Consider the following 24826-nt stretch of genomic DNA (forward strand, 5'->3'; position numbering starts at 1 on the left):
CCCCCGCCTCCGGACTCAGACCGTGGGGGGCGTGCGACCTGAGTCATCGGCGTTCCCCCGGTCTATCCAGTCCCGCACCGCCTCGGCGAAGCGGTGTCCGCGATCCGCGTAGCCGGAGAACTGGTCGAAGGATGCCGCTGCGGGGGCCAGCAGGACTGTGCCCTCACCCTCGACGATCCCCGCGGCGATCTCCACGACGCGATTCATGACGTGATCAGTCTCGCCAGCATCCACCTCGAACACCGGGACCGTCGGCGCGTGTCGCTCGAATGCCGCGACCACCGATCCGCGCTCGACGCCGATCACGACCGCCGCCTTGGCCGTCGCACCGACCGACGCGACGAGCTCGCCGATGTCGACGCCCTTGAGGTCGCCGCCGACGACCCAGATCGCTCCCGGGTATGCGCGCAGCGACGAGGCCGCGGCATGCGGGTTGGTCGCCTTCGAGTCGTCCACCCAGGTGATGCCCCCATAGCGCGCGATGACCTGGATGCGGTGCTCGTCGAGGCGGAAGGACTGCAGCGCGGCGTGGATCGCCTCCGGCTCGACTCCCAGCGACCGGGCGAGCGCGCTTGCGGCCAGGATGTTCTGCACGATGTGCGGAGCCGCGAGACCGACCCGCTCCAGGTCGGCGACGGTGGTGAGCTCGAGCGCGCTGCGCGCTCTGTCGTCGAGGAACGCCCTGTCGACGAGCAGCCCCTCCACCACGCCGAGGTCGCTGGGACCGGGGATCCCGAGGTCGAACCCGACGGCACGCGCCCCCTCGACCACCTCGGCCTCCTCGACCATCATGCGCGTCGCGGCATCGGCCTTGTTGTAGACGCACGCGACGCGGGTGTTCCGGTACACGATCGCCTTCGCATCGCGGTAGGCATCGGCGCTGCCGTGCCACACGAGATGATCGTCCGCGAGGTTGAGACACACGGACGCGTGCGGGTACAGCTCACCCTCGGCGCGCGACCGGCCGAGATACCAGAGCTGATGGCTGGACAGCTCGACCACCAGCACGTCGAAGCCCTCGGGGTCTCGCACCGCATCGAGGATCGGCACTCCGATGTTGCCGCAGGGGGCGGCGCGCAGCCCGCCCTCGACGAGCAGCGACGCGGTGAGCTGAGTGGTCGTCGTCTTGCCGTTCGTGCCGGTGATCAGCACCCAGTCGGCGGACGAGCCGTCCGCTCGCCGCACCTTGTCGCGCACACGCCAGGCGAGTTCGACGTCGCCCCACAGAGCGATGCCGGACTCCTGCGCCCAGCGGATCACGGGATGTGCGGGCGAGAACCCGGGAGAGGCGATGATCACCTCGGGATCGAATCCGCTCAGAGCGGCGGGCACCGTCGCGAGCGGACCGAGCTCCAGGCGGGCCCCGATCACCGGAAGCAGCCGGGCGTACTCCTCTTCGGCGGACTCGCTGAGCACGAGCACGTCGGCGCCGAGCTCGGTGAGCGTGTCGGCGACCGAGAAGCCCGTCATCGACAGGCCGAGCACCGCGACGCGCAGGCCGGACCAGTCGGCGTGCCAGCTGGTCAACGTCGCGAGCCTGGCGTCAGTCGACACGGGTCAGCCATTCCACATAGAACAGACCGACAGCCGACACGGCCAGGAGACCGGCGATGATCCACATGCGCACCACGATGGTCACTTCGGACCATCCGCGCATCTCGAGATGATGGTGGAAGGGGCTCATCAGGAACAGTCGCTTTCCGCGAGTGATCTTGAAGTAGCCGCGCTGCAGGATGACCGACCCCGAGGCCATGACGAACACGCCGGCGATGATGAAGAGCAGCAGCTCGGTGCGGGTGAGGATCGCCATCGCGGTGATCACGCCGCCGATCGCCATCGATCCGACATCGCCCATGAAGACCTTCGCCTTGGGTGCGTTCCACCACAGGAACCCGATCAGGCTCGAGGCGACCGACGCGGCGATGATCGCGAGGCTGAACGGGTCACGGACCTCGTAGCATCCGCTGAACGCCGCCTTCTCGACGCCCTCCCCCACACACGACTGCTTGAACTGCCAGAAGGCGATCAGGCTGTAGGCGCCGACGACGATGACCCCGGCACCGGCCGCGAGACCGTCGAGACCGTCCGTCAGATTCACGCTGTTGGACGTCGCGACACCGATGATCGCGATCCACAGCAGGTAGAGCACCCATCCGAGGATCGCCGCGAAGGCGAACAGGTTCAGCCACGGGATGTCGCGGAACAGCGAGATCGATCCGGATGCGGGGGTCTGATCGAACGAGTTGGGGAAGTTCAGGGCGACGATGCCGAACGGGATGATCACGACGAGCTGACCGATGATCTTGCGCCACCCCGACAGACCGAGGCTGCGCTGGCTGTGCACCTTCATGTAGTCGTCGATGAAGCCGACGGCGCCGAAGCCGACCATGAGCCACAGCACGAGCAGCGCGGAGAGCGCGGGGGTGCCGCCGCCGACGTACGTCGCGGTGAAGTAGCCGACCATCGTGCCGAGGATGAAGATGACACCGCCCATCGTGGGCGTGCCGCGTTTGGCCTCGTGGCTCGGGTTCTCGATCGCTTCGGGGGTGCGGATGACCTGCCCCCAACCCCACTTGCGGAAGAGCCGGAGGAAGACGGGAGTCAGGAACAGGGTGAAGGCGAGCGATATCGCGGCCGCCATGATGAGAGACCTCACGAGAACAATTCTCCCAGACGATCGCCGAGATGCCGCAGGCCCACGGAGTTGGAGGACTTCACGAGGACGCGATCGCCGTCACGCAGCTCCGTGCGCAGGTACTCGAACGCCGCGTCCTGGTCGGGGAAGAAGACGGCTTCGCTGTCCCACGACCCCTCGCCGATCGCGGAGATGAACAGTCGGCGCGCCTCCGGCCCGACGACCACGATGCGCTGGATGTTGAGGCGCACGGCGAGCAGCCCGATCCGGTCGTGCTCCTCGCCCGCGGTCTCGCCGAGCTCGCTCATGGCGCCGAGGACGGCGACGGTGCGCTCGTCCTGGCCGGTGATCTGCGCGAGGGTGCGCAGCGCTGCCGCCATCGAGTCGGGGCTCGCGTTGTACGCGTCGTTGATGATGCGCACCCGGTCGTTGCCGAGCGGCTGCATCCGCCAGCGCTCGGCGATCTCGACGGTCTCGAGGCGCGCGACGGCGTCGGCGGTCGAGACTCCGAGTACCCGAGCGGCGGCGATCGCCGCGAGCGCATTGCCCACGTGGTGTGCACCGAGCACCTGGAGTCGCAGCGGGATCCGCTCTCCCCCCGCCTCCACCACGCACGTCGTGCCGGAGGCGGTCACCTCGACATCGTGCGCGCGGACGTCTGCGGCATCGCTCTGCCCGAAACCGACGACCGACATCCCCCGGGACGTCGCCAGGTCGCTCATTGCGGCGACACGGAAGTCGTCCACGTTCAGCACGGCGGTGCCAGAAGAGGTGGCCGCCGAGACGAGCTCGGACTTGGCCCTCGCCGTCGCCTCGATGCCGCCGAACCCTCCGGCGTGGGCCATGCCCACCATGAGGACCACCGCGACATCGGGATGCACGAGGCCTGCCAGTCGTGCGATGCTGCCGGGAGCATCCGCCCCGAACTCGCTGACGAGGAACCGGGTGCCGTGGGTGACGCGCAGCATCGTCACCGGCGCGCCCACCTCGTTGTTGTACGACTTGATGGGAGCGACGGTCTCGCCCTCGTCGGAGAGGATGCGGGCGAGGAAGTTCTTCGTCGTGGTCTTGCCGTTCGAGCCCGTGATGCCCACGATCCTGAGGTCCCCGGCGGCGCGGACGCGAGCGACGACCTCACGGGCCAGATCCGCGAGGGCGGTCACGGCGTCGGGGACCACGATCTGCGGGATGTCCTCGTCGACCACGTGCTCGACGATCGCGAGAGCCGCGCCCGTCTCGCGCGCTGCGCCCACGAACCGGTGCCCGTCGGTCTCGGCACCGGGCTTCGCGACGAAGATCGAGCCGGGACCCATCTCTCGGGAATCGGTGTCGACGATCCCGTCGACGATGGTCTCGGCGGTCGCGGGACCCGCGAGACGGAGATCACCCCCGAGGACGGTGGCGATCTCAGCAAGCGACAGGGCGATCATGACGTCTCCAGGCGCGGCGGGGCGCCGGCTATTCGAACTTCGGGAGCGGTGCGTCCATCGGAGTGGAGGACGGCATCACGCGGTAGGTCTTCATGGTCTGGGTCATCGCCTTCTGGAAGGCCGATGCGGTGGCGGCAGACGATGTAATTCTAGTCGGCTCGTCGAGTGTGACCACGACGACGTACTGGGGGTCGTCGACCGGGGCGAAGCCCACCATGCTCGTGTAGTAGACGCCCGACTTGTAGCCGCCGTTGCCGTCGGGGATCTGTGCGGTACCGGTCTTGCTGGTCACGCGGTAGCCGGGGACCTGGATGCGTTCGGCGTTGCCGCCCTGGACGGCGACGTTCTCGAGCATCCGGGTGAGATCTGCGGCCGTCTGGGTCTTGATGATCTGCTCGTGCTCCGGAGCGTCGGGGGTGACGACGGTTCCGTCCGGCCTGGTGCAGGACTCGATGAGCGAGAGACCGATCTTCTCGCCGCCGTTCGCGATCGCCTGGTAGGCACCGGCGAGCTGCGGGGCCGTCACCGTGAAGTACTGCCCGAAGGTGGTCGTGTACAGCGACTGGTTGTCCCACTCGCTCGTGGGATGCAGCAGTCCGCTCGTCTCGTCGGGGAAGCCGATCGTCTTGGTCCCGACGCCGAAGCGCTCGAGGTAGTCGTGGCGCACGTCGGGGCTGACCATGGTGCCGAACTTCGACAGCGCCACGTTCGACGAGTCGATGAGGGCGCCCGCGAGCGTGTACTGGAAGGTCGGGTGCACGAAGGCGTCGTTGATGACGGCGCCGTTCTCGAACTTCTCGTGCGACGACGCCGACACCGTGGGGGTCGTCATCGTGACGCCGGCGTTCTCCATGATCGCCGCGGCGGTGACCGGCTTGAACGTCGAGCCCGGCTCGAACGGGTAGGTGAAGAGCTTGCTGCCCCAGGTGTCGGGCGACGAGGCGTTGAGGTCGTTGGGGTCCATGGTGGGCCATTCGGCCGCGGCGCGGATCTTGCCCGTGCCGACCTCGACCACCGTGACGGTGCCGCCCTTGGCGCCCTGGGTCTGCGCCTCTTCGGCGATCATCTGCTGCATGTACCACTGCAGGTCGCTGTTGATGGTCAGCTGCACCGAGCCGCCGTCGACCGCGTCTGTCCTGCTCTCGCTGCCCGGGATGACCACGCCGTTCTTGCCTGTGCGGTACGACTCCTCACCGTCGGTCGGAGCCAGGCACTTCTCGTCCATCTTCTCGACGCCGGCCTGAGCGGTGCTCGTGCCGTCGAGGAAGCCCAGGAGGTTCCCGGCCACGGCGCCGTTCGGGTAGACCCTGACCTCGCGAGGCTTCATCTGCAGGTAGGAAGAGATCTTGAGGTCGCGCAGCTGGATGTACTTCTCGGTGCTCAGCCCCTTCACGAGCGGAAAGTACTGCGAGTCGGGGTTGTCCGCGAGCACCGCCGCGACGTCGGCGCGGAGCTTGTCGGCGTCCAGGCCCATGATCTCCGCGATGCGCGTGGACGCCTCCGCCCAGGGCAGCGCCGGCGGGTTCTTTTCGTCCTCCTCCAGCAGGCGGATGACCTGCGGGCTGAGCTGCGCGTCGTACACCAGCACGCTCTCGGCGAGCACCGAGCCGTCGGCGTCGACGATCGATCCGCGTTGACCGGGGATGGCCGTGCCGTGCGCGATGTACTCCATCGACTGGGCGACGTGCTCGTCGGCCTTGACCACCTGTATGTCCACGAGTCGGACGACGAACGCCCCGAGGACCGCGAGGATCACCGCCAGAGCGACGACCGTGCGTCGCCGAGGCGTCCGGGTGGCTCGTGTCGTCATGGATGCTCTCCGTCAGCTCGGGGTGGTCGGTGGGGTCGTGGCTATCGTGTGCTCGGACTCGGGAGGCCGTCGGTGATGGCCGGCGGGAGCTCCTGCATCGATTGGCCCGACGGTGCGTCCGGAGTGTCGTCGTCCGCTGTCGACGCGTTGACCGGGACGTCGTTGAGGAGTGCGTTGCCCACCGCGCCCGCGCCGGTCGGATCGATCGTCGACGCGCCGGCCGCGCCGGTCCCCTGCCCGAACACCGCGCCGTCGCTCAGTCTCAGGTACGCAGGCGAACCCGCCACCACCATGCCCAGCGCCGCGGCGCTCGTCGCGAGCGACTGCGGGGAGCTCATCCCGGTGAGGTCCTCCTGCAGCGCATCGGTGCGCAGGTCGAGCTCGTGCTGCTGCGAGGTGAGTCCGGCGAGCGTGAACGAATCCTGGGTGATCGCGAGCGAGAGCCCTATCTGGGCCGCACCGATCGCGAGCGCTCCCCCGACGGCCAGCAGCGCGTAGGCGAGCCTCGGGCGGCGACGCTGCGGCGTCCCGGTGACGGGCTGCAGGGTGCGGCGGGGAGTACGGGCGGGAGCCTCGGGTGCGGACCGGTTCGGACGGACGGCGGCGTTCAGGCTCATGAGTTCTCCCGCACCTTCTCGGCGGCGCGCAGGCGCACCGGGATCGCCCGAGGATTGCGTGCGCGCTCGTCGTCGTCGGCGAGTTCCGCGCCCCGGGTGATGATGCGGAATCGTGGCGCGTGCTCCGGAAGCTCGACCGGGAGGCCGCGCGGGGCGGTGGATGCCGCACCGGCGGCGAACGCCTGCTTGACGAGCCTGTCCTCGAGGGACTGGTACGACATGACCACGATGCGTCCGCTCGGCGCCAGGGCGTCCATCGCGGCCGGGATCGCGTCGGCGAGCACGTTGAGCTCGGCGTTCACCTCGATGCGCAGCGCCTGGAAGACGCGCTTCGCCGGGTGTCCCGCGCGCTGCGCAGCGGCGGGCGTCGCGGCGATGAGGATCTCGACGAGTTCACCGGAACGGGTGATCGGCTGCTTCTCGCGGGCGGCGATGATGAACCGCGCGTACCGTCCGGCGAGCTTCTCCTCGCCGTAGCGCTCGAAGATGCGGCGGAGGTTGCCCTCGTTGTAGGTCGCGATGACCTCGGCTGCGGTGATGCCCTTGGTCTGATCCATCCGCATGTCCAGCGGAGCATCCTTGGAATACGCGAAGCCGCGTTCCGCTTCGTCCAGCTGCAGCGATGAGACGCCGAGATCGAAGAGGATGCCGGCGGCCCCCTGCGCATGCAGTCCGATCTCGTCGTAGACCGTGTGCACAAGCGTGACCCGGTCGGCGAAGCGTGCGAGCCTCTCCCCCGCGATGCGGAGGGCGTCGGTGTCGCGGTCGAGACCGACGAGGCGGATGTGCGGGAAGCGCTCGAGCAGCGCCTCGGAGTGGCCGCCCATGCCCAGCGTGGCATCGACGAGCACCGCTCCGTCGGCCTGCAGGGCCGGAGCGAGCAGCTCGACGCAGCGGTCGAGCAGTACGGGGGTGTGGATGTCGCGGAGGTTCATGATCTTTCTCGGGTGACCCTGTGGTGGAGTCCAAGGCCCTGATCCCCCTCCGCTTCTCGACCCGGCACCGGGGAAGTGTGTCGGGGCGGGAGCGGCGGGGCATCACGGCCGTGGTCAGAAGAGTCCCGGGATCACCTCCTGCTCGAGATCGGAGTAGGTCTCCTCACCGGCGGCGAGGTAGGCGTTCCAGCTCTCGGCATCCCAGATCTCGGCATGTGCGCCGACTCCGGTGACGACGAGCTCCTTCTGCAACCCCGCGTACTGACGGAGGTGGGCGGGGATGGTGATGCGGTTCTGGCTGTCGGGCATCTCCGCACTCGCACCGGAGAGGAACAGACGCATGAAGTCGCGCGCCTGCTTGTTCGCGAGCGGCGCCTGACGGATCCGCTCGTGCATGGTCTCGAACTCGGCCGTGCTGAAGACGTAGAGGCAGCGTTCCTGCCCCCTGGTGACGACGATGCCGCCACCGAGGTCTTCACGGAACTTCGCGGGAAGGATGACCCTTCCTTTGTCGTCCAGCTTCGGCGAGTGCGTGCCCAGCAACATCGGCCATCACCCCCTCTCCGTTCGGCCCAACTCGAGGTGCGCCCCACTTTACTCCACTTTCCTCCACAAACCTACGACGAATCGGCGCCCAGGCGCTCCGATCAGAAGCCCGACCCGCGGCATTCCGCGGTATCACAGGGATCGCGGCGGGTGGAGGGAGGTGGAGGACGGAGACGACGCGGGCGCGCGCCCCGCGCAGACACGACGAAGGCCCGGATGCTCAGAGCATCCGGGCCTTCGTAGAGGAAGTGTGTGGGGAGAGTCAGCGGCCGTCTTGGCGGCGGTCCCATCGATCGTTCATCCGGTCCATGAAGGACGCGGAGCTGTGCTGCTTGGCGGCACGCTCCTGAGGCACCGACGACAGGGGCTTGCGCACCGGGGTGACGGCGAACATCACGCCGCCGAGCATCGCGGCGAATCCGACGACGCCGACCACGACGCCCCAGACGTCTCCGAGGACGACTCCGACGATCAACCCGCCGACGCCGGCGAGGAGCAGCAATGCTCCGTAGACCAGATTGCGGTAGCTGAGTGCTCGGTCACCTGACGGCGCACTGACGACGTCTGCGTCGTTGTGGAGGAGATGGCGTTCCATCTCGTCGAGCAGACGCTGCTCCTGTTCGGAGAGTGGCATTTCGTCCCCCTCGGGTATCGTCTGTTCATTCTACGCGCGGTATGCGGCTCCGGGCTAGCAGTTGGCGCCCTGTTCGCTTTACGTATGCTGGGAGTCGTGCCGTCCCCCACACTCGTCCCCGACGCCGTCGCCGCACGCCTGCATCTCTTCCTGGAGCGGATGCGGAGCGAGTCGAGCGACTACGGCCCCGACGCGGCCGGTCTCATCGACTCGGCCGCCGACACGCTCGTGGGGGGCAAACGACTCCGGGCCCGCTTCTGCCACGCCGGTTGGCAGGCCGTCGCCCGCGTCGGAGACCGGGACGCCGCACCGACGGCTGCGCTCTGGGACGTCTGCGCCGCTCTGGAGATCTTCCAGTCCGCCGCCCTCGTGCACGACGACCTGATCGACAACTCGGACACCCGCCGCGGTCGCCCCGCGGCGCACCGCGCGCTCGAGAGCACGCACCGCGATGCGGGGTGGCGCGGCGACGCGGCGGCGTTCGGCCGATCCTCGGCGATCCTGCTCGGCGACCTCCTGGTGGCATGGAGCGACGATCTTCTCGAGGATGCCGTGGCCCCGCTGCCCCATGCGGCGGCGGTCCGTCACGAGTATGCGCGCATGCGTCGCGATGTCACCGTCGGGCAGTTCCTCGACATCGCGGAGGAGTCCGCGTGGAGTGTGCACGCCACCGAGTCGCATCTCGCTCGGGCGCTGCGCGTTGTCTCTCTCAAGTCCGCGCGCTACAGCATCGAGCAGCCTCTCGTGCTCGGCGCGGCGATCGCCGCCGGCGATGCGGATCAGCTCGACGCGCTGCGGCGCTTCGGGCACCCCGTCGGAATGGCCTTCCAGCTCCGAGACGACCTGCTCGGCGTATACGGCGACGCCGCCGTCACGGGAAAGCCCGCGGGCGATGACCTGCGCGAGGGCAAGCGCACCGTGCTGGTCGCGCTCACGCGGCAGACCCTCGACACCGCGACACGCGATCTGTTCGATGAGATGCTCGGGGACCCCGACCTCACGACCGAGCAGATCGCGTTCCTGCAGGACACCATCTCGGTCTCCGGCGCGCTCGATCAGGTGGAGCGGATGATCGGGGACTACGCCGAAGAGGCCGACAGGGCGCTCTCCGACGCACGCCTCGACGGCGCTGCTCTCGGAGAGCTGCGGGATCTGGCGCGCGCGGCGACCGTCCGGACGGCCTGACAGGACCCCGGCGGTTCGGAGCCGCACCGGCTCACGAGGGTCAGGGTCAGGGTCAGGGTCAGGCGAGGGTGCGAGCGATCCGACGGACCGAGCTCTTGTGCCCGGCGAGGAGAGCGTCGATCGGCGAACGGCCCAGCTCCTCCTCGGGTGCGAGCAGCCAGTCGATGACCTCGTCGTCGGAGAAGCCTGCATCCTGCAGCACGATGATCGTGCCGCGCAGCGACGGCAGCGGGCTGCCGTCGACGATGAACACGGACGGGACCGCGAAGACGCCCGTGCGGCGCGAGCCCACGAGGTAGTGCTCGTCGATCAGCCGGCGGACACGACCGAGGGCCTCGTCGAGGACATCGACGAGGTCGGGCATCGTCAGCCACTCGGTGGGGGTGGGTGCAGACGCATCCGCGAGGTGCGCGGATGCCGTCGCGGGCTCCGGGTTCTCGGGACGATTCTCAGACGGGTTCACTTCAGGCACAGACACGATGCAACTATCTCACCTCTGCGCGCAGCTCGCACTTTCGTTCACACCAGTCTCTTCTGCCTCTCCAGTCTCATCTTTCACATGAGCCCCTCCAGTTGACTTACGTTTACATCCGTGTCAGCGTGGGCGGACGCCGAACAAGGGAGATCGCCTTGAGAACGCAGACTGTCGCGCACCGAACGCGCTACCTCCGACTGGGCGTGCCCGCCGCCGTGCTGGGAACTCTCACGGGGGCCATCGCCGTCGCACCCGCGCACGCAGAAGGCGCCGCCCGTCCGGTGGAGCGACTGCAGTCGCCACCCACCCGCTCAGCGCCGACCGAGGCCCCACCGGCCACGTACACGGTGCAGCCGGGCGACACGATCGCCGCCATCGCCACCCGATTCGGCCTGCGCACCGTGGACGTGCTCACCGCCAACGGGCTGGGATGGCGGTCGGTCATCTACCCGGGTCAGGTGCTCTCGCTCACCGGATCCGCCGCACCGAGCGCGCCCGCGACGTCGCCCTCCCCCGTCGTCACGACGACCACCCACGCGGTGGTCGCCGGAGACACGGTGTTCGGCATCGCGCAGAAGTACGGCACCACCGTCGACGCGGTGCTCGCCGCGAACGGGCTGACGCGCGCATCCGTGATCTATCCCGGGCAGCAGCTCGCGCTGACGGGTGCCCCGGCCCCGGCAGCGCAGGCACCGGCCGCCCCGGCGGCTGCGCCCGCATCGGCCCCCGGCGGCCGGACTCACACGATCGTGCCGGGCGACACCCTCTTCGAGCTCGCCAGGACGTACTCCACCACGGTCGCCCAGCTGTATGCCCTCAACGGCCTGACCGCCGAATCGATCATCTATCCCGGGCAGAGTCTCGTCGTCGCCGCGGCGCCGGCCCCCACCCCGCCGGCCGCACCAGAACCTCCTGTGCAGCTGTCCACGGCCCTCGATGCCGAGCAGGCCGGCAACGCCGCTCTCATCATCGGCATCGGCAGGGAACTCGGCGTACCGGACCGCGGCATCGCGATCGCTCTCGCGACGGCGATGGTGGAGTCGGGCATGCGCAACCTCGCCTGGGGTGACCGGGATTCCCTCGGCCTCTACCAGCAGCGCCCGAGCATGGGGTGGGGCTCGCCCGAGCAGGCCATCGACTCCGACCGCAGCACCCGCGTCTTCTACGGCGGCGCGTCGGATCCCAACGGTCCGGCATCCCGCGGCCTGCTCGACGTCTCCGGCTGGGAGGGCATGCGGTTCACCGACGCGGCCCAGGCCGTGCAGATCTCCGCATATCCGGAGCGGTACGGCCAGTGGGAGACGCAGGCGTACCAGTGGCTCGCCAGCCACGGGTGAGGCGGTTTCCGGCAAACCCGCAGGGTCGAGGGGCGAGCCGCTCCCCGAGCTTTCAGGCAGTTCTCCATAGAATCTTGACGTGACGACCAATCAGCAGGCCGACCCCCTCATCGGGCGGCTCGTCGACGGTCGGTACCGGGTGCGTGCACGGATCGCGCGCGGAGGCATGGCGACCGTCTACGTCGCCACCGACCTCCGGCTCGAACGGCGCATCGCCCTCAAGGTCATGCACGCCCACCTGAGCGATGACTCCGCCTTCCAGAGCCGGTTCATCCAGGAGGCCAGGGCCGCGGCCCGCCTGGCCGACCCGCACGTGGTCAACGTGTTCGATCAGGGCCAGGACGGCGAGCTCGCCTACCTGGTGATGGAGTACCTGCCAGGGATCACCCTGCGCGAGCTCCTGCGCGAACAGAAGCGCCTGACGATCCCGCAGACGATCACGATCATGGATGCGGTGCTCGCCGGGCTCTCCGCCGCGCACCGCGCAGGCATCGTGCATCGCGACGTCAAGCCTGAGAACGTGCTGCTCGCCGAGGACGGCCGGATCAAGATCGGCGACTTCGGGCTCGCCAGGGCGACGACCGCCAACACCGCCACCGGACAGCAGCTGCTGGGGACGATCGCCTACCTCGCGCCCGAACTGGTCACCCGCGGGACGGCGGACGCCCGCAGCGACATCTACGCGCTCGGCATCATGCTCTACGAGATGCTCGTGGGTGAGCAGCCGTACAAGGGCGAGCAGCCGATGCAGATCGCCTTCCAGCACGCGACCGAATCCGTGCCGCGCCCCAGCGTCCGCAACCCGGGGGTGCCCGAGCAGCTCGACGAGCTGGTGCTGTGGGCCACCGAGAAGTCCCCCGACGAGCGACCGGACGATGCTCAGCAGATGCTCGATCGTCTGCGCGAGATCGAACGCGGGCTCGGCATCGCCCCCGCCGTCGCGGCGGCGACCATGTCGCAGCGTTCCCAGGCGGATTCGGGCGACGTCACCAAGGTGATGCCGAGCACGATCGCGATCGCCGATCCGACCGCACCGGTGGCCGCGCCCGTCGACAACGCCACGCTGCTGCGCCGACGCTCGTCGCGTCGACGTGCGCGCGGCGCTTTCCTGCTGACGCTGGTCCTCCTGCTCGCGACCGTGGCCGGCGGAGTCGGCTGGTGGTTCGGGTCAGGACCGGGATCCCTCGTCGCCGTTCCTGCGGTCGCAGGGATGTCGTACGACGATGCAGCCAACGCTCTGACCGCCGAGGGGTTCGTCCCCGTCCGCGGCGAGGAGAACTCCATCGATGTCGCCCGCGACCAGACGATCCGCTCCGACCCCGACGAGGGCGCTCGACTCGACAAGGGCGCGGAGGTCACGGTCGTCGTCTCGATCGGCCCTGCATCGCACACGGCCGAGACACTCAACGGCAAGACCGAGCAGGAAGCCCGCGACTATCTGGCGGGCATCAAGGTCAACGTGGCCGAGCAGTCACTCGTGCTCTTCTCCGATGCCGATGCCGACCGCGTGATCAACGCCTTCGTCACCCCGCGCGACGGCGGCGAGGTGTATGCCTGCGCCGAGGGCTGCGAACTGCTCGAAGACGACTCGGTCGAGCTCTACGTCTCGGCCGGCGCGTTCCCCGATGTCGCGGGCATGTCCGTCGACCAGGCCACGAAGACCCTCACCGACAAGCAGCTCCAGGTCAGCGGAGACATCCAGTACGTCACGAGCGAGGACGTCGAGAAGGATCGCGTCATCGGCGTCGCCGATCGCGCCGAAGAGGGCAACTGGCGCCCCGGAGACCAGGTCCAGCTCATCGTGTCGACGGGCCCTCCCCTGTTCCCCGTCCCGGATGTCACCGGGATGAGCCGGGACGAAGCCGCGCAGGCGATTCGCGATGCGGGCTTCGAGCCCACCTGGAACGGCATCTGGAACGCCTTCCCGAACGACTTCACCGAGGTCACCGGATCGGATCCGGGTGAGGGTGAGCAGCGACGCAAGGGGACGAAGATCACCCTGCAGATCCGCAGCAGCGCCTTCTAGCCGCGTGACGGCGGCCGTCGCTGCACAGCTCCTCCGGCGCATCGCGCCTCCGGCGCACCGATCAACGAGAACCGCCCTCCCGGAGACTCCGGGAGGGCGGTTCTGTCGTCGGTCAGGGATCAGCGCTTCTCGAGCTCCTCGGCCACGAGGAACGCGAGCTCGAGCGACTGCATGTGGTTCAGGCGCGGATCGCACAGGCTCTCGTAGCGGGTCGCGAGAGCCGCCTCGTCGATGTGCTCCGATCCACCGAGGCACTCGGTGACGTCGTCACCCGTGAGCTCGACGTGGATGCCGCCGGGGAACGTGCCGACGGCGCGATGCGCCTCGAAGAATCCGCGCACCTCGTCCACGACGTCGTCGAAGCGGCGGGTCTTGTATCCGGTCGGCGTGGTGATGCCGTTGCCGTGCATCGGGTCGGTCACCCAGAGCGGCTGGGCGCCGGAGTCGCGGACCGCCTCGAGCAGCGGGGGAAGCGCGTCGCGGATCTTGCCCGCACCCATCCGGGTGATGAACGTCAGCCTGCCGGGCTCGCGGTTCGGGTCGAGCTTGTCGATCAGCGCGAGGGCGGTCTCGGGTGTCGTGGTCGGTCCGAGCTTCACGCCGATCGGGTTGCGGATCTTCGAGAAGTAGTCGACGTGCGCACCGTCGAGCTCGCGCGTGCGCTCACCGATCCACAGGAAGTGCGCCGAGGTGTTGTACGGCGTGTCCGTGCGGGAGTCGATGCGGGTCATCGGACGCTCGTAGTCCATGAGCAGTCCTTCGTGCCCGGTGAAGAACTCGACGCGCTTGAGCTCGTCGAAGTCGGCGCCCGCCGCCTCCATGAACTTGATCGCGCGATCGATCTCCGCCGCCATGCGCTCGTACCGCTGGTTGGCCGGGTTCTGCGCGAAGCCCTTGTTCCAGGAGTGCACCTCCCGCAGGTCGGCGAAGCCACCCTGCGTGAACGCCCGGATGAGGTTCAGCGTCGACGCGGCCGTGTGGTACCCCTGCAGCAGGCGCCCCGGATCGGGTTGACGCGAGAGCTCGGTGAAGTCGTATCCGTTGACGATGTCGCCGCGGTATGCGGGCAGCGTCACGTCGCCGCGCGTCTCCGTGTCGCTCGAGCGGGGCTTCGCGAACTGCCCGGCCATGCGGCCCATCTTGACGATCGGCATCGATGCGCCGTACGTGAGCACGACGGCCATCTGCAGCACGGTCTTGATGCGGTTGCGGATCTGCTCGGCGGTCGCACCCGCGAACGTCTCGGCGCAGTCGCCGCCCTGGAGCAGGAACGCCTGTCCGGATGCCGCGCGGGCGAGACGGTCGCGGAGGTTGTCGACCTCACCGGCGAACACCAGCGGCGGGAGCGCTCCGATCTGCGTGGAGACCTCGGCGACGCGCTCTGCGTCCGCCCACTGAGGCTGCTGCTTGATCGGGAGCGAACGCCACGCATCAAGCGCGTCGATGTGGTGCTGGAGCATGAGACCAGCCTAGTGCGCGCGTGGCGCGCCGGATGCCTCAGGACCGCTGTGTGACGCGGGTCGGAAGACGGTCCTTCACGGTCGACGCGTACACGTCGTCGTACTGCTGCTCGCCCAGGCGGTGCAGGGCCACCATGATCTCGTCGGTGACCGAGCGGAGGATGTACCTGTCGTTCTCCATGCCCGCGTAGCGCGAGAAGTCGAGGGGCTCGCCGATCACGATGCCGACGCGCACGACCCGCGGCAGCCGCTGCCCGATCGGCATGGCGGTGTCGGTGTCCACCATGATCACGGGGATGACAGGGACCTTGGCCTCCATGGCCATCCGAGCGATGCCGGTGCGACCCCGGTACAGCCTGCCGTCGGGGCTGCGAGTGCCCTCCGGGTAGATCCCGAGGAGGTCGCCTCGACCGAGCACCTGGAGGCCGGTGTTGAGGGACGCCTCCGAGGCCTTGCCGCCGGAGCGATCGATGGGGATCTGCCCCGTGGCCTTCATGAAGAACTTGGTCGCCCAGCCCTTGATCCCGCGCCCGGTGAAGTAGTCGCTCTTGGCGAGGAAGGACATCGGACGATCGATCATCAGCGGCAGGAAGATCGAGTCCGCGAAGGACAGGTGGTTGCTGGCGAGGATCGCGGCGCCGCTCGCGGGGATGTTCGCACGCCCGACGACCCATGGGCGGAACACCGCTTTGACCACGGGACCGATCGCGACGTACTTCATCAGCCAGTAGAACATCGAGGTGAAGTCTAGCGCCGAGACCGCGATCTGCCGCGCACGGAACGACAGCTCCGCCATGAGCGACTGGGTTTCACCAAACATGCGACCGAGTCTCATGCCCTAGACTCGTGTGCAACCCAGTGCCCGACCGGTACCGAAGGAGCTACCGTGGTCCAATTCGAAGTCCCCGCCGTCGTCCCCGCCGATCCCGATGCGAACATCGCCGACCTGCTGGCCAAGCGTGTCGCGGCGACCCCGGATCGCCCGCTCTTCTCCGTGCCGGACGGAGACGGATGGCGCGACATCAGCGCCTCCGCCTTCGAGACCGCGGTGATCGCCCTGGCCAAGGGCCTCGTCGCTGCCGGCATCCAACCCGGCGAGAAGGTCGGGTTCCTCGCCCGCACCACCTACGAGTGGACGCTCGTCGATTTCGCGCTCTTCTACGCGGGTGCCGTGATGGTCCCGATCTACGAGACCAGCTCGCCGTCGCAGATCCAGTGGATCCTCGAGGACTCCGGCGCCATCGCGCTGATCGTCGAGTCCCCCGAGCACTTCGCCCGACTCGACGAGGTGCGCGGCGATCTGCCCCTGCTCCGCGAGGTCTGGCAACTGCATCTCGGCGCGATCGACACGCTCACGGCGCAGGGCGCATCGGTCTCGGATGCCGAGATCGAACGCCTGCGCGGCATCGCGGTCGGCTCCGACATCGCCACGCTGATCTACACGTCCGGCTCCACGGGCCGCCCGAAGGGCTGCGTGCTGACCCACAGCAACTTCGTCGAGCTGTCGCGCAACTCCGCCAAGGCCCTGGATGCCGTCGTGCAGACGCCCGGGTCGTCCACGCTGCTGTTCATCACGACGGCGCACGTGTTCGCCCGCTTCATCTCGATCCTCAACATCCACGCCGGCGTGCGCACCGGGCACCAGCCGGACACACGACAGCTGCTTCCGGCACTCGGATCGTTCAAGCCGACATTCCTGCTCGCCGTCCCCCGCGTCTTCGAGAAGGTCTACAACTCCGCAGAGCAGAAGGCGGAGGCCGGCGGCAAGGGCAAGATCTTCCGCGCCGCCGCGGATGTCGCGATCCAGCACTCCAAGCTGCTCGAGGAGGGGAAGAGCATCCCGTTCGGGACGAAGCTGAAGTTCGCCCTGTTCGACAAGCTCGTCTACGGCAAGCTGCGGGATGCCATGGGCGGCCGCATCGTGTACGCGGTCTCGGGCTCCGCTCCGCTCGGAGCGCGCCTCGGGCACTTCTTCCACAGTCTCGGCGTCGTGATCCTCGAGGGCTACGGCCTCACCGAGACCACCGCGCCCGCGACCGTCAACCTCGCCGACAAGTCCAAGATCGGCACAGTCGGACCCTCGCTCCCCGGCGTGGGAGTACGGCTCGCAGACGACGGCGAGATCGAGGTGAAGGGCGTCAACGTCTTCAAGGAGTACTGGAACAACCCCGAGGCGACCGCCGCGGCGTTCAGCGACGACGGCTGGTTCCACACCGGTGACATCGGCAGCTTCGACTCCGAGGGATTCCTCACCATCACCGGCCGCAAGAAGGAGATCATCGTGACGGCGGGCGGCAAGAATGTCGCACCGGCGGCTCTCGAGGATCCGATCCGCGCGAACCCGATCATCGGACAGGTCGTGGTCGTCGGCGACCAGCGCCCCTTCATCTCGGCCCTGATCACCCTCGACCCCGAGATGCTGCCGACCTGGCTCGCCAACGCCGGGCTGCCGAAGGACATGTCGCTGGCGGATGCATCGACCGACGACACCGTGCGCGCCGAGATCCAGAAAGCCGTGGATGCCGCCAACTCCCGCGTCTCGCGCGCCGAGTCCATCCGCAAGTTCACGATCCTCGACAGCGAATGGACCGAGGCCTCCGGGCACCTGACGCCGAAGCTGTCGATCAAGCGGAACGTGATCATGAGCGACTTCGCCGATGAGATCTCGGCGATCTACGACGAGCCGGTCACCACCACGAACGTCGCCATCGGCGGCTGAGCGGCACACCCCGATCACGAGAGAGGCCCCGCCGTCACGGCGGGGCCTCTCTCGTGATCCGGAGCGGTCAGAACCAGGCGCTCTCGCGCACTTCGCGCATGGCGCGCTTGCGCGTCTCGGCGTCGAGCCTGTTGAGGTAGAGCGTGCCGTCGAGGTGATCCGTCTCGTGCTGCAGCGCCTGGGCCAACAGGCCGTCGCCCTCCAGGACGACAGGCTCGCCGTCGAGGTCGATGCCCTCGACACGGGCCCACGGATGACGCAGAGCATCGTGCCACAGTCCGGGAACGGACAGGCATCCCTCTCCCGTCGGGACCGGCTCGCCACGCACCTCGGTGAGCACGGGGTTCAGCACGTAACCGATGTCGCCGTCGATGTTGTAGCTGAAGGCGCGGAGCGCCACACCGATCTGCGGAGCGGCCACACCGGCACGGCCGGGGAGCTCGACCGTGTCGATCAGGTCGGCGACCAGTGCCCGCACGCCGTCGTCGATCGCGCCGATCGGCGCACACACCGTGCGCAGCACCGGGTCTCCGAAGACGCGGATCTCGCGAACCGTCATCAGGCGTCCTTCGCCCGGAGTCCCTCGACGAGGAGCGCCGCGAGCTCCCGCGCCGCCACCCGCGTCTCGGGCTGCAGGTTCGCGAAGACGATCGTCCCGCCCCCGGCGATCTGCGCGTCGTACGGCATGCGCACGACCTTCTTGGCGCGGGTGCGGAAGTGCGCCTCGAGCTCGTTCAGCCGCACGAGCGGGGCGCCCGGGGTCGACTGGTTGAGCACCACGACCGCGTCCCGCGCCTGGTCGGCGTATCCGTTGCTCTCCAGCCAGGTGAGGGTCTCGGATGCGAGACGCGCCTCGTCGACGCTCAGCCCCGACACGATCACGATCTGGTCGGCGAGGTCGAGCGTGGCCGACATCACCGAGTGGACGATGCCGGTGCCGGTGTCGGTGAGGACCAGCGAATAGTAATGCGCCGCCACCCCCGCGACATCGCGGTAGTCGCTGTCGCTGAAAGCCTCCGCGATCCGCGGATCCGAGTCCGAGGCGAGCACGTCCAGCCGCGTCGCATCGCGCGCGACGATCGCCGAGATGTCATGGTAGCCGCGGACCTCGTCATGGATGCGGACGAGGTCTCGCACCGAGCGCTTGTGGTTCGGTCGCACGACCCGATCGGCGAGAGTGCCCCGGTCAGGATTCGCGTCGACGGCGATCACCCGATCGTCCCTGGCATCTGCGAGGGCCATACCCAGCAGAGCGGTGATGGTCGTCTTTCCGACGCCGCCCTTGCGGGAGAGCACGGGGACGAAACGGGCGTTCCCCACGATCGGGGCCGCGATCCGCGCGCTGAGCGCCTTGCGCTCACGCGCACGTCGTCCGTCGCCGATGTTGATGCGGCGTCCGGAGATCGTGTAGAGGAAGTGGCTCCAGGCGCCCTCCGGCTCCGGCTTGCTGACGCGGTGCGGATCGAGCAGGCGATCCGCGGTGAGCAGGTCCGCGCTCTCCCGGGAGGAGTCCTCGAGGTCGTCCAGCCTCTTCGAGGTGAGCTGCACGTCCGTGCGCGCGGCCCGACCGCCGCGCGGTGCGAGGGGTGCGCTCTTCGATGTGTCCACTGTCGAACTCTCCTTCTTGGCGAGCGATGCAGCCGCCGCGGATCTGCGGGAGGTGGGCACGGATGCGGTGTCGGCGCGTGCGCGGGCGACGAAGGCCGCAGCCGCTGCGGCATCCGCCGCGTCGGCCGCAGCCGTGTCGACAGTGGTCGTCACCGGCTCCGGGGCGGGCGTGGGCTCGGGCTCCGGCTCGGGCTCGGGCTCGGGCTCGGGCTCAACCTCAGGCTCGATCTGCAGCTCCGGCTCGGACTCGGGCTCGATCTCCGGCTCGACCTCAGGCTCGATCTGCAGCTCCGGCTCGGACTCTGGCTCGATCTCGGGCTCGATCTCCCGCTCCGGCTCGGCATCCGGCTCAGGCGCGATCTCAGCGACACCCGGTTCGATCTCCGGGTCCGGCTCAGCCACCAGCTCCGGCTCCGCTTCCCGCGCAGGCTCGAGTTCGGTCTCCACCGGTCCGGCCTCCGCCTCGGCCTCGGTGGGCTCAGGCTCGGGGTCGGGCTCGGCATCGAGTTCGGGCTCGGCATCCAGCTCACCCTCGGCAGCCGGCTCCGGCTCGAGTTCGACCTCGACCTCAGCCTCAGCCTCAGCCTCAGCCTCAGCCTCAGCCTCAGCCTCAGCCTCAGCCTCAGCCTCAGCCTCAGCCTCAGCCTCAGCCTCAGCCTCAGCCGGCTCAGTCGATTCGGGCTCGGGCTCACGCTCAGTGCGGAGTTCCGGCTCGACGGGAAGCTCGATGATCATCGGCGCGCTGCCCAGCGCCGGCGGCGAGGCGATGCCCGCCGCAAGAGTCTCCGCAGCCGCCTTCGATGCGGCGACCGGCTCGTCGACGATGAGGTCGGCGATCACCTCGCCGTCGACGACACCGTCGTCCTCGAGGTCGTCTTCGTCGTCCGCCGGCAGAACCACGCTCACCTGAGCGGTGTTGCCGAGGATGCTGATGTGCGAGGTGTCCAGGGATGCGGCGTCGTCGAGCACCCCCCGGGACTCCTCGTCCGGCGTATCTGCCACTTTCTTCGGGGTCACGTCGTCGCTCCAAGCTTGTGCGGGCCTCGGGTGCGCTGGTGAGCGCGGCCTCGCCCGCACAAGATTAGTGCGCGGGAGTGATCACGACCAAAAGATCTCCCGCTTCCACCTGCTGCGTGGCGCCGATCGCGAGACGTCCGATCACGCCGTCGACCGTCGCGGTGATGGCGGCCTCCATCTTCATCGCCTCGATGGAGGCGACCGGCTCACCGGCGCGCACTGCTGTTCCTACCTCGACCTTGAGCGTGACGACTCCCGAGAACGGGGCCGCGATCTGACCGGGCGCCGAGGTGTCGGCCTTCTCCACCTCGTGGGCATCGACCTGAACGGATCGGTCGCGCACGAACACCGGACGCAGCTGCCCGTTCAGCGTCGTCATCACGGTGCGCATGCCCTTGTCATCCGCATCGCCGATCGCCTCGAGGCCGACGAACAGCTGCACACCGCGGTCGATCTCGACCCGGTGCTCCTGACCTTGGACGAGCCCGTAGAGGTAGTCCGAGGTGTCGAGCACCGAGAGGTCTCCGTACTGCTCACGCACCTGAGCGAACTCACGGGTGGGCGCGGGGAAGAGCAGTGCGTTGAGTCGCGCCCGTCGTGACGTGCTGTCACCGGCGAGGGCGGCCTCGTCATCCGCGGAGATGTCCGTCAGACCGACCCGGACCGAGCGTCCGGCGAGCACCTTGGTGCGGAACGGCTCCGGCCACCCGCCCGGCAGATCGCCGAGTTCACCCGCCATGAACCCGACGACGGAATCCGGGACGTCGTACTTCTGGGGGTTCGCCTCGAAGTCAGCGGGGTCCGCCTTCACCGCCGCGAGATGCAGCGCGAGATCCCCGACCACCTTCGACGACGGTGTCACCTTGGGAACGCGGCCGAGGATGCGGTCGGCGGCGGCGTACATGTCCTCGATGAGCTCGAAGTCATCGGCGAGTCCCAGCGCCTTCGCCTGCTGACGCAGGTTCGAGAGCTGTCCACCCGGGATCTCGTGGTGATAGACCCGTCCGGTGGGTCCGGGCAGACCCGACTCGAACGGCGCGTAGACGCGGCGCACCGCCTCCCAGTAGGGCTCGAGATCCGAGACACGGTCGAGGTCGAGGCCGCTGTCGCGCTCGGTGTGCGCGAGTGCGGCCACGAGCGATGACAGGGACGGCTGGCTGGTCGTCCCCGACAGCGGAGCGGATGCCGCATCCACAGCGTCGACGCCGGCGGCGCTGGCCGCGAGGAGCGTCGCGAGCTGGCCACCTGCGGTGTCGTGCGTGTGCAGGTGCACGGGCAGGTCGAAGCGCTCGCGCAGCGCCGTGACGAGAGTCGCCGCCGCCGCCGGCCGCAGGAGCCCCGCCATGTCCTTGATCGCGATGATGTGCGCGCCGGCGGCGACGATCTGATCCGCGAGCGCCAGGTAGTAGTCGAGGGTGTAGAGATCCTCAGACGGATTCAGCAGGTCGCCCGTGTAGCAGAGCGCCACCTCGGCCACGGCAGTTCCGGTGCGCCGCACCGCCTCGATCGCGGGGCGCATCTGTTCGATGTCGTTCAGCGCGTCGAAGATGCGGAAGATGTCCACCCCGCTGTCGGCCGCCTCCCTGACGAAGGCGTCGGTGACCGCGGTGGGGTACGGGGTGTAGCCGACCGTGTTGCGTCCGCGGAGCAGCATCTGGATCGCGACATTGGGCAGTGCGGCGCGAAGCCGATCGAGGCGCTCCCACGGGTCCTCGCCGAGGAACCGCAGCGCCACGTCGTAGGTCGCCCCTCCCCAGGCCTCGACCGACAGCAGCTCGGGCGTCAGTCGGGCGATGTGCGGCGCGACGGCGACGAGGTCCCGCGTGCGCACCCGGGTCGCGAGCAGCGACTGGTGGGCGTCGCGGAACGTCGTGTCGGTGATCGCGAGCGCGGTCCGCGCGCGCAGATCCTTCGCGAACCCTTCGGGCCCGAGCTCGAGGAGCCGCTGCCGCGACCCTGCCACCGGCTCGCTCGCCGGGTCGATCCGCGGGAGCTTGGCCCTCGGATCCAGAGCGCCGGGGTGCGCGCCGTGCGGCTTGTTGACCGTGACGTCGACCAGCCAGTTCAGGATCTTGGTCCCGCGGTCCTTCGACTCGCGACCGCGCAGCAGATCGGGGCGCTCATCGATGAACGAGGTGCTCACGTCGCCCGCGATGAACGCCTCGTCCTCGAGCAGCGCCTGTAGGAAGGGGATGTTGGTCGACACCCCGCGGATGCGGAACTCCGCGAGCGCACGCCGCGCACGAGCGACGGCCGCCGGGTAGTCGCGCCCTCGGCAGGTCAGCTTGGCCAGCATCGAATCGAAGTGCGGACTGATCTGCGCGCCCTGATGCACGGTGCCGCCGTCGAGTCGGATGCCCGCGCCGCCGGGTGAACGGTACGTCGTGATCTTGCCGGTGTCCGGGCGGAATCCCTGCGTGGGGTCTTCGGTGGTGATCCGGCACTGCAGCGCGGCACCCCTGACGTGCAGGTTCTGCTGCTCCAGCCCGAGCTCGGCGAGGGTCTGGCCTGCGGCGATGCGCATCTGGCTCTGCACGAGGTCGACGTCTGTGACCTCTTCGGTCACGGTGTGCTCGACCTGGATGCGGGGGTTCATCTCGATGAAGACGACCTCGCCGGTGCGCTCCCCCGCGGTCTCGAGCAGGAACTCCACGGTCCCCGCGTTCTCGTAGCCGATCGACCGGGCGAACGCCACGGCGTAGCCGTGCAGAGCTGTGCGGATGCCGTCGTCGAGGTTCGGCGCCGGAGCGATCTCGACGACCTTCTGATGCCGGCGCTGCACGGAGCAGTCGCGCTCGAAGAGGTGGACGGTTTCGCCGGTCTTGTCGGCGAGGATCTGCACCTCGATGTGCCGGGGGCGCAGCACCGCCTGCTCGAGGAACATCCGCGGGTCCCCGAACGCGCTGCCCGCCTCACGCATGGCCTCGGCGAGGGCAGGGGCGAGTTCCGCCGCCGACTCGACACGACGCATGCCACGACCGCCACCACCGGCGACCGCCTTGGCGAAGAGGGGGAAGCCGATGTCCTCGGCCTGGGCGACGAGGACATCGATGTCGTCGGAGGCCTCGGTCGACCGCAGCACCGGCACGCCTGCACCGATCGCGTGGCGCTTGGCCTCGACCTTGTTGCCCGCCATCTCGAGCACGGACGCGGGCGGCCCGATGAAGACGATCCCGTTCGCCGCGGCCTTCTCGGCGAGCTCCGGGTTCTCCGACAGGAAGCCGTAGCCGGGGTAGATCGCATCGGCGCCCGCGTCCTTCGCGACCCGGATGATCTCGTCGACGTCGAGATAGGCGCGGACCGGATGCCCGCGCTCACCGATCTCGTAGGCCTCATCCGCCTTCAGCCGATGGACCGACCCGCGGTCCTCATGAGGGAAGACGGCGACGGTCCGTGCCCCGACCTCGAAAGCCGCTCGGAAGGCGCGGATCGCGATCTCGCCGCGGTTGGCCACAAGGATCTTCTGGAACATGCACACCTCTGAAAGCTCGATGCGCGCGGGATTCCTCGCGCATGGGGCGGGGCTGAGTGTGCACCCAGCCTAGGGGAAGGTAACGTGGTGTTCGTGCACGTACTCAGCGTCAGCTCTCTCAAGGGAGGCGTCGGCAAGACGACCGTGACCCTCGGCTTGGCCTCAGCGGCCTTCGCCCGTGGTGTCCGAACGCTCGTCGTCGACCTCGACCCGCAGTCCGATGTGTCCACCGGCATGGACATCCAGGTGGCCGGCCGGCTCAACATCGCCGACGTCCTCGCCAACCCCAAGGAGAAGGTCGTCCGTCAGGCGATCACCTCCAGCGGCTGGGCGAAGGTGCACCCCGGCACGATCGACGTGCTGATCGGCAGCCCCTCGGCGATCAACTTCGACGGCCCGCACCCGAGCGTGCGCGACGTGTGGAAGCTGGAAGAGGCACTCGCCGCCGTCGAGGCCGACTACGACCTCGTGCTCGTCGACTGCGCCCCCTCGCTGAACGCCCTCACCCGCACGGCGTGGGCTGCGAGCGACCGGGTCATGGTCGTCACCGAGCCCGGACTCTTCTCCGTCGCCGCGGCCGACCGCGCATTGCGCGCGATCGAAGAGATCCGCCGCGGCCTCTCGCCGCGTCTGCAGCCGCTCGGCATCGTCGTGAACCGCGTGCGCCCGCAGTCGATCGAGCACCAGTTCCGCATCAAGGAGCTGCGCGACATGTTCGGCCCCCTCGTGCTCTCGCCGCAGCTGCCCGAGCGCACGTCGCTGCAGCAGGCACAGGGCGCCGCGAAGCCGCTGCACATCTGGCCGGGAGACTCGGCCCAGGAGCTCGCCTCCGACTTCGATCAGCTGCTCGATCGGATCATCCGCACCGGACGCATCCCGGTGAGCGATTCCGGCGCTCCCGCCTGATCCGCCCCGGACAG

General features: G+C 68.9%; 19 protein-coding genes. 5 read left to right on the plus strand and 14 right to left on the minus strand.

Features of this window, described 5'->3' with window-relative positions; genetic code table 11:
- Nucleotides 1-15: 15 nt before the first annotated feature.
- The 8 genes from murD to ABTZ43_RS02830 form a co-directional block, all read right to left on the minus strand.
- On the minus strand, nucleotides 16-1554 hold the full coding sequence (gene murD / locus ABTZ43_RS02795; RefSeq protein ID WP_350537742.1) for a UDP-N-acetylmuramoyl-L-alanine--D-glutamate ligase: 1539 nt from the start codon (nucleotides 1552-1554) through the stop codon (nucleotides 16-18).
- Nucleotides 1544-2656 (minus strand): phospho-N-acetylmuramoyl-pentapeptide-transferase, encoded by a 1113-nt coding sequence (gene mraY, locus ABTZ43_RS02800; RefSeq protein WP_045253727.1) that lies wholly within the window; start codon nucleotides 2654-2656, stop codon nucleotides 1544-1546. Before mraY ends, murD begins: the two co-directional genes overlap by 11 nt.
- The gene (locus ABTZ43_RS02805) at nucleotides 2653-4065 is read right to left on the minus strand and encodes a UDP-N-acetylmuramoyl-tripeptide--D-alanyl-D-alanine ligase (protein WP_350537743.1); all 1413 of its coding nucleotides are present in this window, start codon (nucleotides 4063-4065) and stop codon (nucleotides 2653-2655) included. Before ABTZ43_RS02805 ends, mraY begins: the two co-directional genes overlap by 4 nt.
- A gap of 28 nt (nucleotides 4066-4093) precedes the next feature.
- Entirely contained in the window at nucleotides 4094-5875 is a 1782-nt protein-coding gene (locus tag ABTZ43_RS02810; RefSeq protein ID WP_350537744.1) for a peptidoglycan D,D-transpeptidase FtsI family protein, read from the minus strand.
- A 41-nt stretch (nucleotides 5876-5916) separates the two neighbouring features.
- Nucleotides 5917-6492, minus strand: a complete 576-nt coding sequence (ftsL, locus tag ABTZ43_RS02815; RefSeq protein ID WP_350537745.1) for a cell division protein FtsL — start codon at nucleotides 6490-6492, stop codon at nucleotides 5917-5919.
- Nucleotides 6489-7427 carry a 16S rRNA (cytosine(1402)-N(4))-methyltransferase RsmH gene (gene rsmH, locus ABTZ43_RS02820; RefSeq protein WP_056418588.1) on the minus strand — a complete coding sequence of 313 codons (939 nt, stop codon included), beginning with the start codon at nucleotides 7425-7427 and terminating at the stop codon, nucleotides 6489-6491. The genes ftsL and rsmH overlap by 4 nt, the downstream gene beginning before the upstream one ends.
- Before the next feature lie 114 nt (nucleotides 7428-7541).
- Nucleotides 7542-7973 carry a division/cell wall cluster transcriptional repressor MraZ gene (mraZ, locus tag ABTZ43_RS02825; protein WP_045253722.1) on the minus strand — a complete coding sequence of 144 codons (432 nt, stop codon included), beginning with the start codon at nucleotides 7971-7973 and terminating at the stop codon, nucleotides 7542-7544.
- Between the two features lie 262 nt (nucleotides 7974-8235).
- Nucleotides 8236-8607, minus strand: coding sequence for an SCO2097 family morphological protein (locus ABTZ43_RS02830; protein WP_056418595.1), 372 nt, complete (start codon nucleotides 8605-8607; stop codon nucleotides 8236-8238).
- 84 nt (nucleotides 8608-8691) lie between these two features.
- Here ABTZ43_RS02830 and ABTZ43_RS02835 point away from each other — a divergent pair, with 84 nt between their 5' ends.
- Nucleotides 8692-9792, plus strand: coding sequence for a polyprenyl synthetase family protein (locus ABTZ43_RS02835; RefSeq protein WP_502885306.1), 1101 nt, complete (start codon nucleotides 8692-8694; stop codon nucleotides 9790-9792).
- Between the two features lie 58 nt (nucleotides 9793-9850).
- Here ABTZ43_RS02835 and ABTZ43_RS02840 read toward each other — a convergent pair whose 3' ends face one another.
- Nucleotides 9851-10270, minus strand: coding sequence for an Rv2175c family DNA-binding protein (locus ABTZ43_RS02840; RefSeq protein WP_502885307.1), 420 nt, complete (start codon nucleotides 10268-10270; stop codon nucleotides 9851-9853).
- Between the two features lie 152 nt (nucleotides 10271-10422).
- On the opposite strand from ABTZ43_RS02840, the gene ABTZ43_RS02845 reads away from it, so the two are divergent.
- Entirely contained in the window at nucleotides 10423-11604 is a 1182-nt protein-coding gene (locus ABTZ43_RS02845; RefSeq protein WP_350537747.1) for a LysM peptidoglycan-binding domain-containing protein, read from the plus strand.
- A gap of 79 nt (nucleotides 11605-11683) precedes the next feature.
- Entirely contained in the window at nucleotides 11684-13630 is a 1947-nt protein-coding gene (gene pknB / locus ABTZ43_RS02850) for a Stk1 family PASTA domain-containing Ser/Thr kinase (protein WP_045253718.1), read from the plus strand.
- A 119-nt stretch (nucleotides 13631-13749) separates the two neighbouring features.
- Here pknB and ABTZ43_RS02855 read toward each other — a convergent pair whose 3' ends face one another.
- Both ABTZ43_RS02855 and ABTZ43_RS02860 read right to left on the minus strand, forming a co-directional pair.
- The gene (locus tag ABTZ43_RS02855; RefSeq protein WP_045253717.1) at nucleotides 13750-15090 is read right to left on the minus strand and encodes a class II 3-deoxy-7-phosphoheptulonate synthase; all 1341 of its coding nucleotides are present in this window, start codon (nucleotides 15088-15090) and stop codon (nucleotides 13750-13752) included.
- Between the two features lie 37 nt (nucleotides 15091-15127).
- Nucleotides 15128-15826, minus strand: a complete 699-nt coding sequence (locus tag ABTZ43_RS02860; protein ID WP_314097141.1) for a lysophospholipid acyltransferase family protein — start codon at nucleotides 15824-15826, stop codon at nucleotides 15128-15130.
- A 150-nt stretch (nucleotides 15827-15976) separates the two neighbouring features.
- Here ABTZ43_RS02860 and ABTZ43_RS02865 point away from each other — a divergent pair, with 150 nt between their 5' ends.
- Nucleotides 15977-17809, plus strand: a complete 1833-nt coding sequence (locus tag ABTZ43_RS02865) for an AMP-dependent synthetase/ligase (protein WP_350537748.1) — start codon at nucleotides 15977-15979, stop codon at nucleotides 17807-17809.
- A 67-nt stretch (nucleotides 17810-17876) separates the two neighbouring features.
- On the opposite strand, the gene def is transcribed toward ABTZ43_RS02865, so the two are convergent.
- The 3 genes from def to ABTZ43_RS02880 form a co-directional block, all read right to left on the minus strand.
- Nucleotides 17877-18368: a peptide deformylase gene (gene def / locus ABTZ43_RS02870; RefSeq protein WP_056418612.1), complete on the minus strand. Its 492-nt coding sequence runs from the start codon at nucleotides 18366-18368 to the stop codon at nucleotides 17877-17879.
- Complete coding sequence (locus tag ABTZ43_RS02875) at nucleotides 18368-20434, minus strand: nucleotide-binding protein (protein ID WP_350537749.1); 2067 nt, start codon at nucleotides 20432-20434, stop codon at nucleotides 18368-18370. The genes def and ABTZ43_RS02875 overlap by 1 nt, the downstream gene beginning before the upstream one ends.
- 64 nt (nucleotides 20435-20498) lie before the next feature.
- Entirely contained in the window at nucleotides 20499-23906 is a 3408-nt protein-coding gene (locus ABTZ43_RS02880; protein ID WP_350537750.1) for a pyruvate carboxylase, read from the minus strand.
- A 93-nt stretch (nucleotides 23907-23999) separates the two neighbouring features.
- Between ABTZ43_RS02880 and ABTZ43_RS02885 the strand changes: the two genes are divergently transcribed.
- Nucleotides 24000-24812, plus strand: a complete 813-nt coding sequence (locus tag ABTZ43_RS02885) for a ParA family protein (RefSeq protein WP_056419691.1) — start codon at nucleotides 24000-24002, stop codon at nucleotides 24810-24812.
- Nucleotides 24813-24826: the final 14 nt, after the last annotated feature.

This window comes from Microbacterium sp. NPDC097977, from assembly GCF_040302605.1.
In the GTDB taxonomy this organism is placed as follows: Bacteria; Actinomycetota; Actinomycetes; order Actinomycetales; family Microbacteriaceae; genus Microbacterium.

What these genes read in the sequence shown, in the direction of transcription:
- ABTZ43_RS02810 (WP_350537744.1), bottom strand. Translation starts at nt 5,875, where the DNA reads ATGACGACACGAGCCACCCGGACGCCTCGGCGACGCACGGTCGTCGCT.
- ABTZ43_RS02855 (WP_045253717.1), bottom strand. Translation starts at nt 15,090, where the DNA reads ATGCTCCAGCACCACATCGACGCGCTTGATGCGTGGCGTTCGCTCCCG.
- ABTZ43_RS02860 (WP_314097141.1), bottom strand. Translation starts at nt 15,826, where the DNA reads ATGTTCTACTGGCTGATGAAGTACGTCGCGATCGGTCCCGTGGTCAAA.
- ABTZ43_RS02805 (WP_350537743.1), bottom strand. Translation starts at nt 4,065, where the DNA reads ATGATCGCCCTGTCGCTTGCTGAGATCGCCACCGTCCTCGGGGGTGAT.
- mraZ (WP_045253722.1), bottom strand. Translation starts at nt 7,973, where the DNA reads ATGTTGCTGGGCACGCACTCGCCGAAGCTGGACGACAAAGGAAGGGTC.
- ABTZ43_RS02830 (WP_056418595.1), bottom strand. Translation starts at nt 8,607, where the DNA reads ATGCCACTCTCCGAACAGGAGCAGCGTCTGCTCGACGAGATGGAACGC.
- rsmH (WP_056418588.1), bottom strand. Translation starts at nt 7,427, where the DNA reads ATGAACCTCCGCGACATCCACACCCCCGTACTGCTCGACCGCTGCGTC.
- ABTZ43_RS02835 (WP_502885306.1), top strand. Translation starts at nt 8,692, where the DNA reads ATGCTGGGAGTCGTGCCGTCCCCCACACTCGTCCCCGACGCCGTCGCC.
- ftsL (WP_350537745.1), bottom strand. Translation starts at nt 6,492, where the DNA reads ATGAGCCTGAACGCCGCCGTCCGTCCGAACCGGTCCGCACCCGAGGCT.
- ABTZ43_RS02880 (WP_350537750.1), bottom strand. Translation starts at nt 23,906, where the DNA reads ATGTTCCAGAAGATCCTTGTGGCCAACCGCGGCGAGATCGCGATCCGC.
- def (WP_056418612.1), bottom strand. Translation starts at nt 18,368, where the DNA reads ATGACGGTTCGCGAGATCCGCGTCTTCGGAGACCCGGTGCTGCGCACG.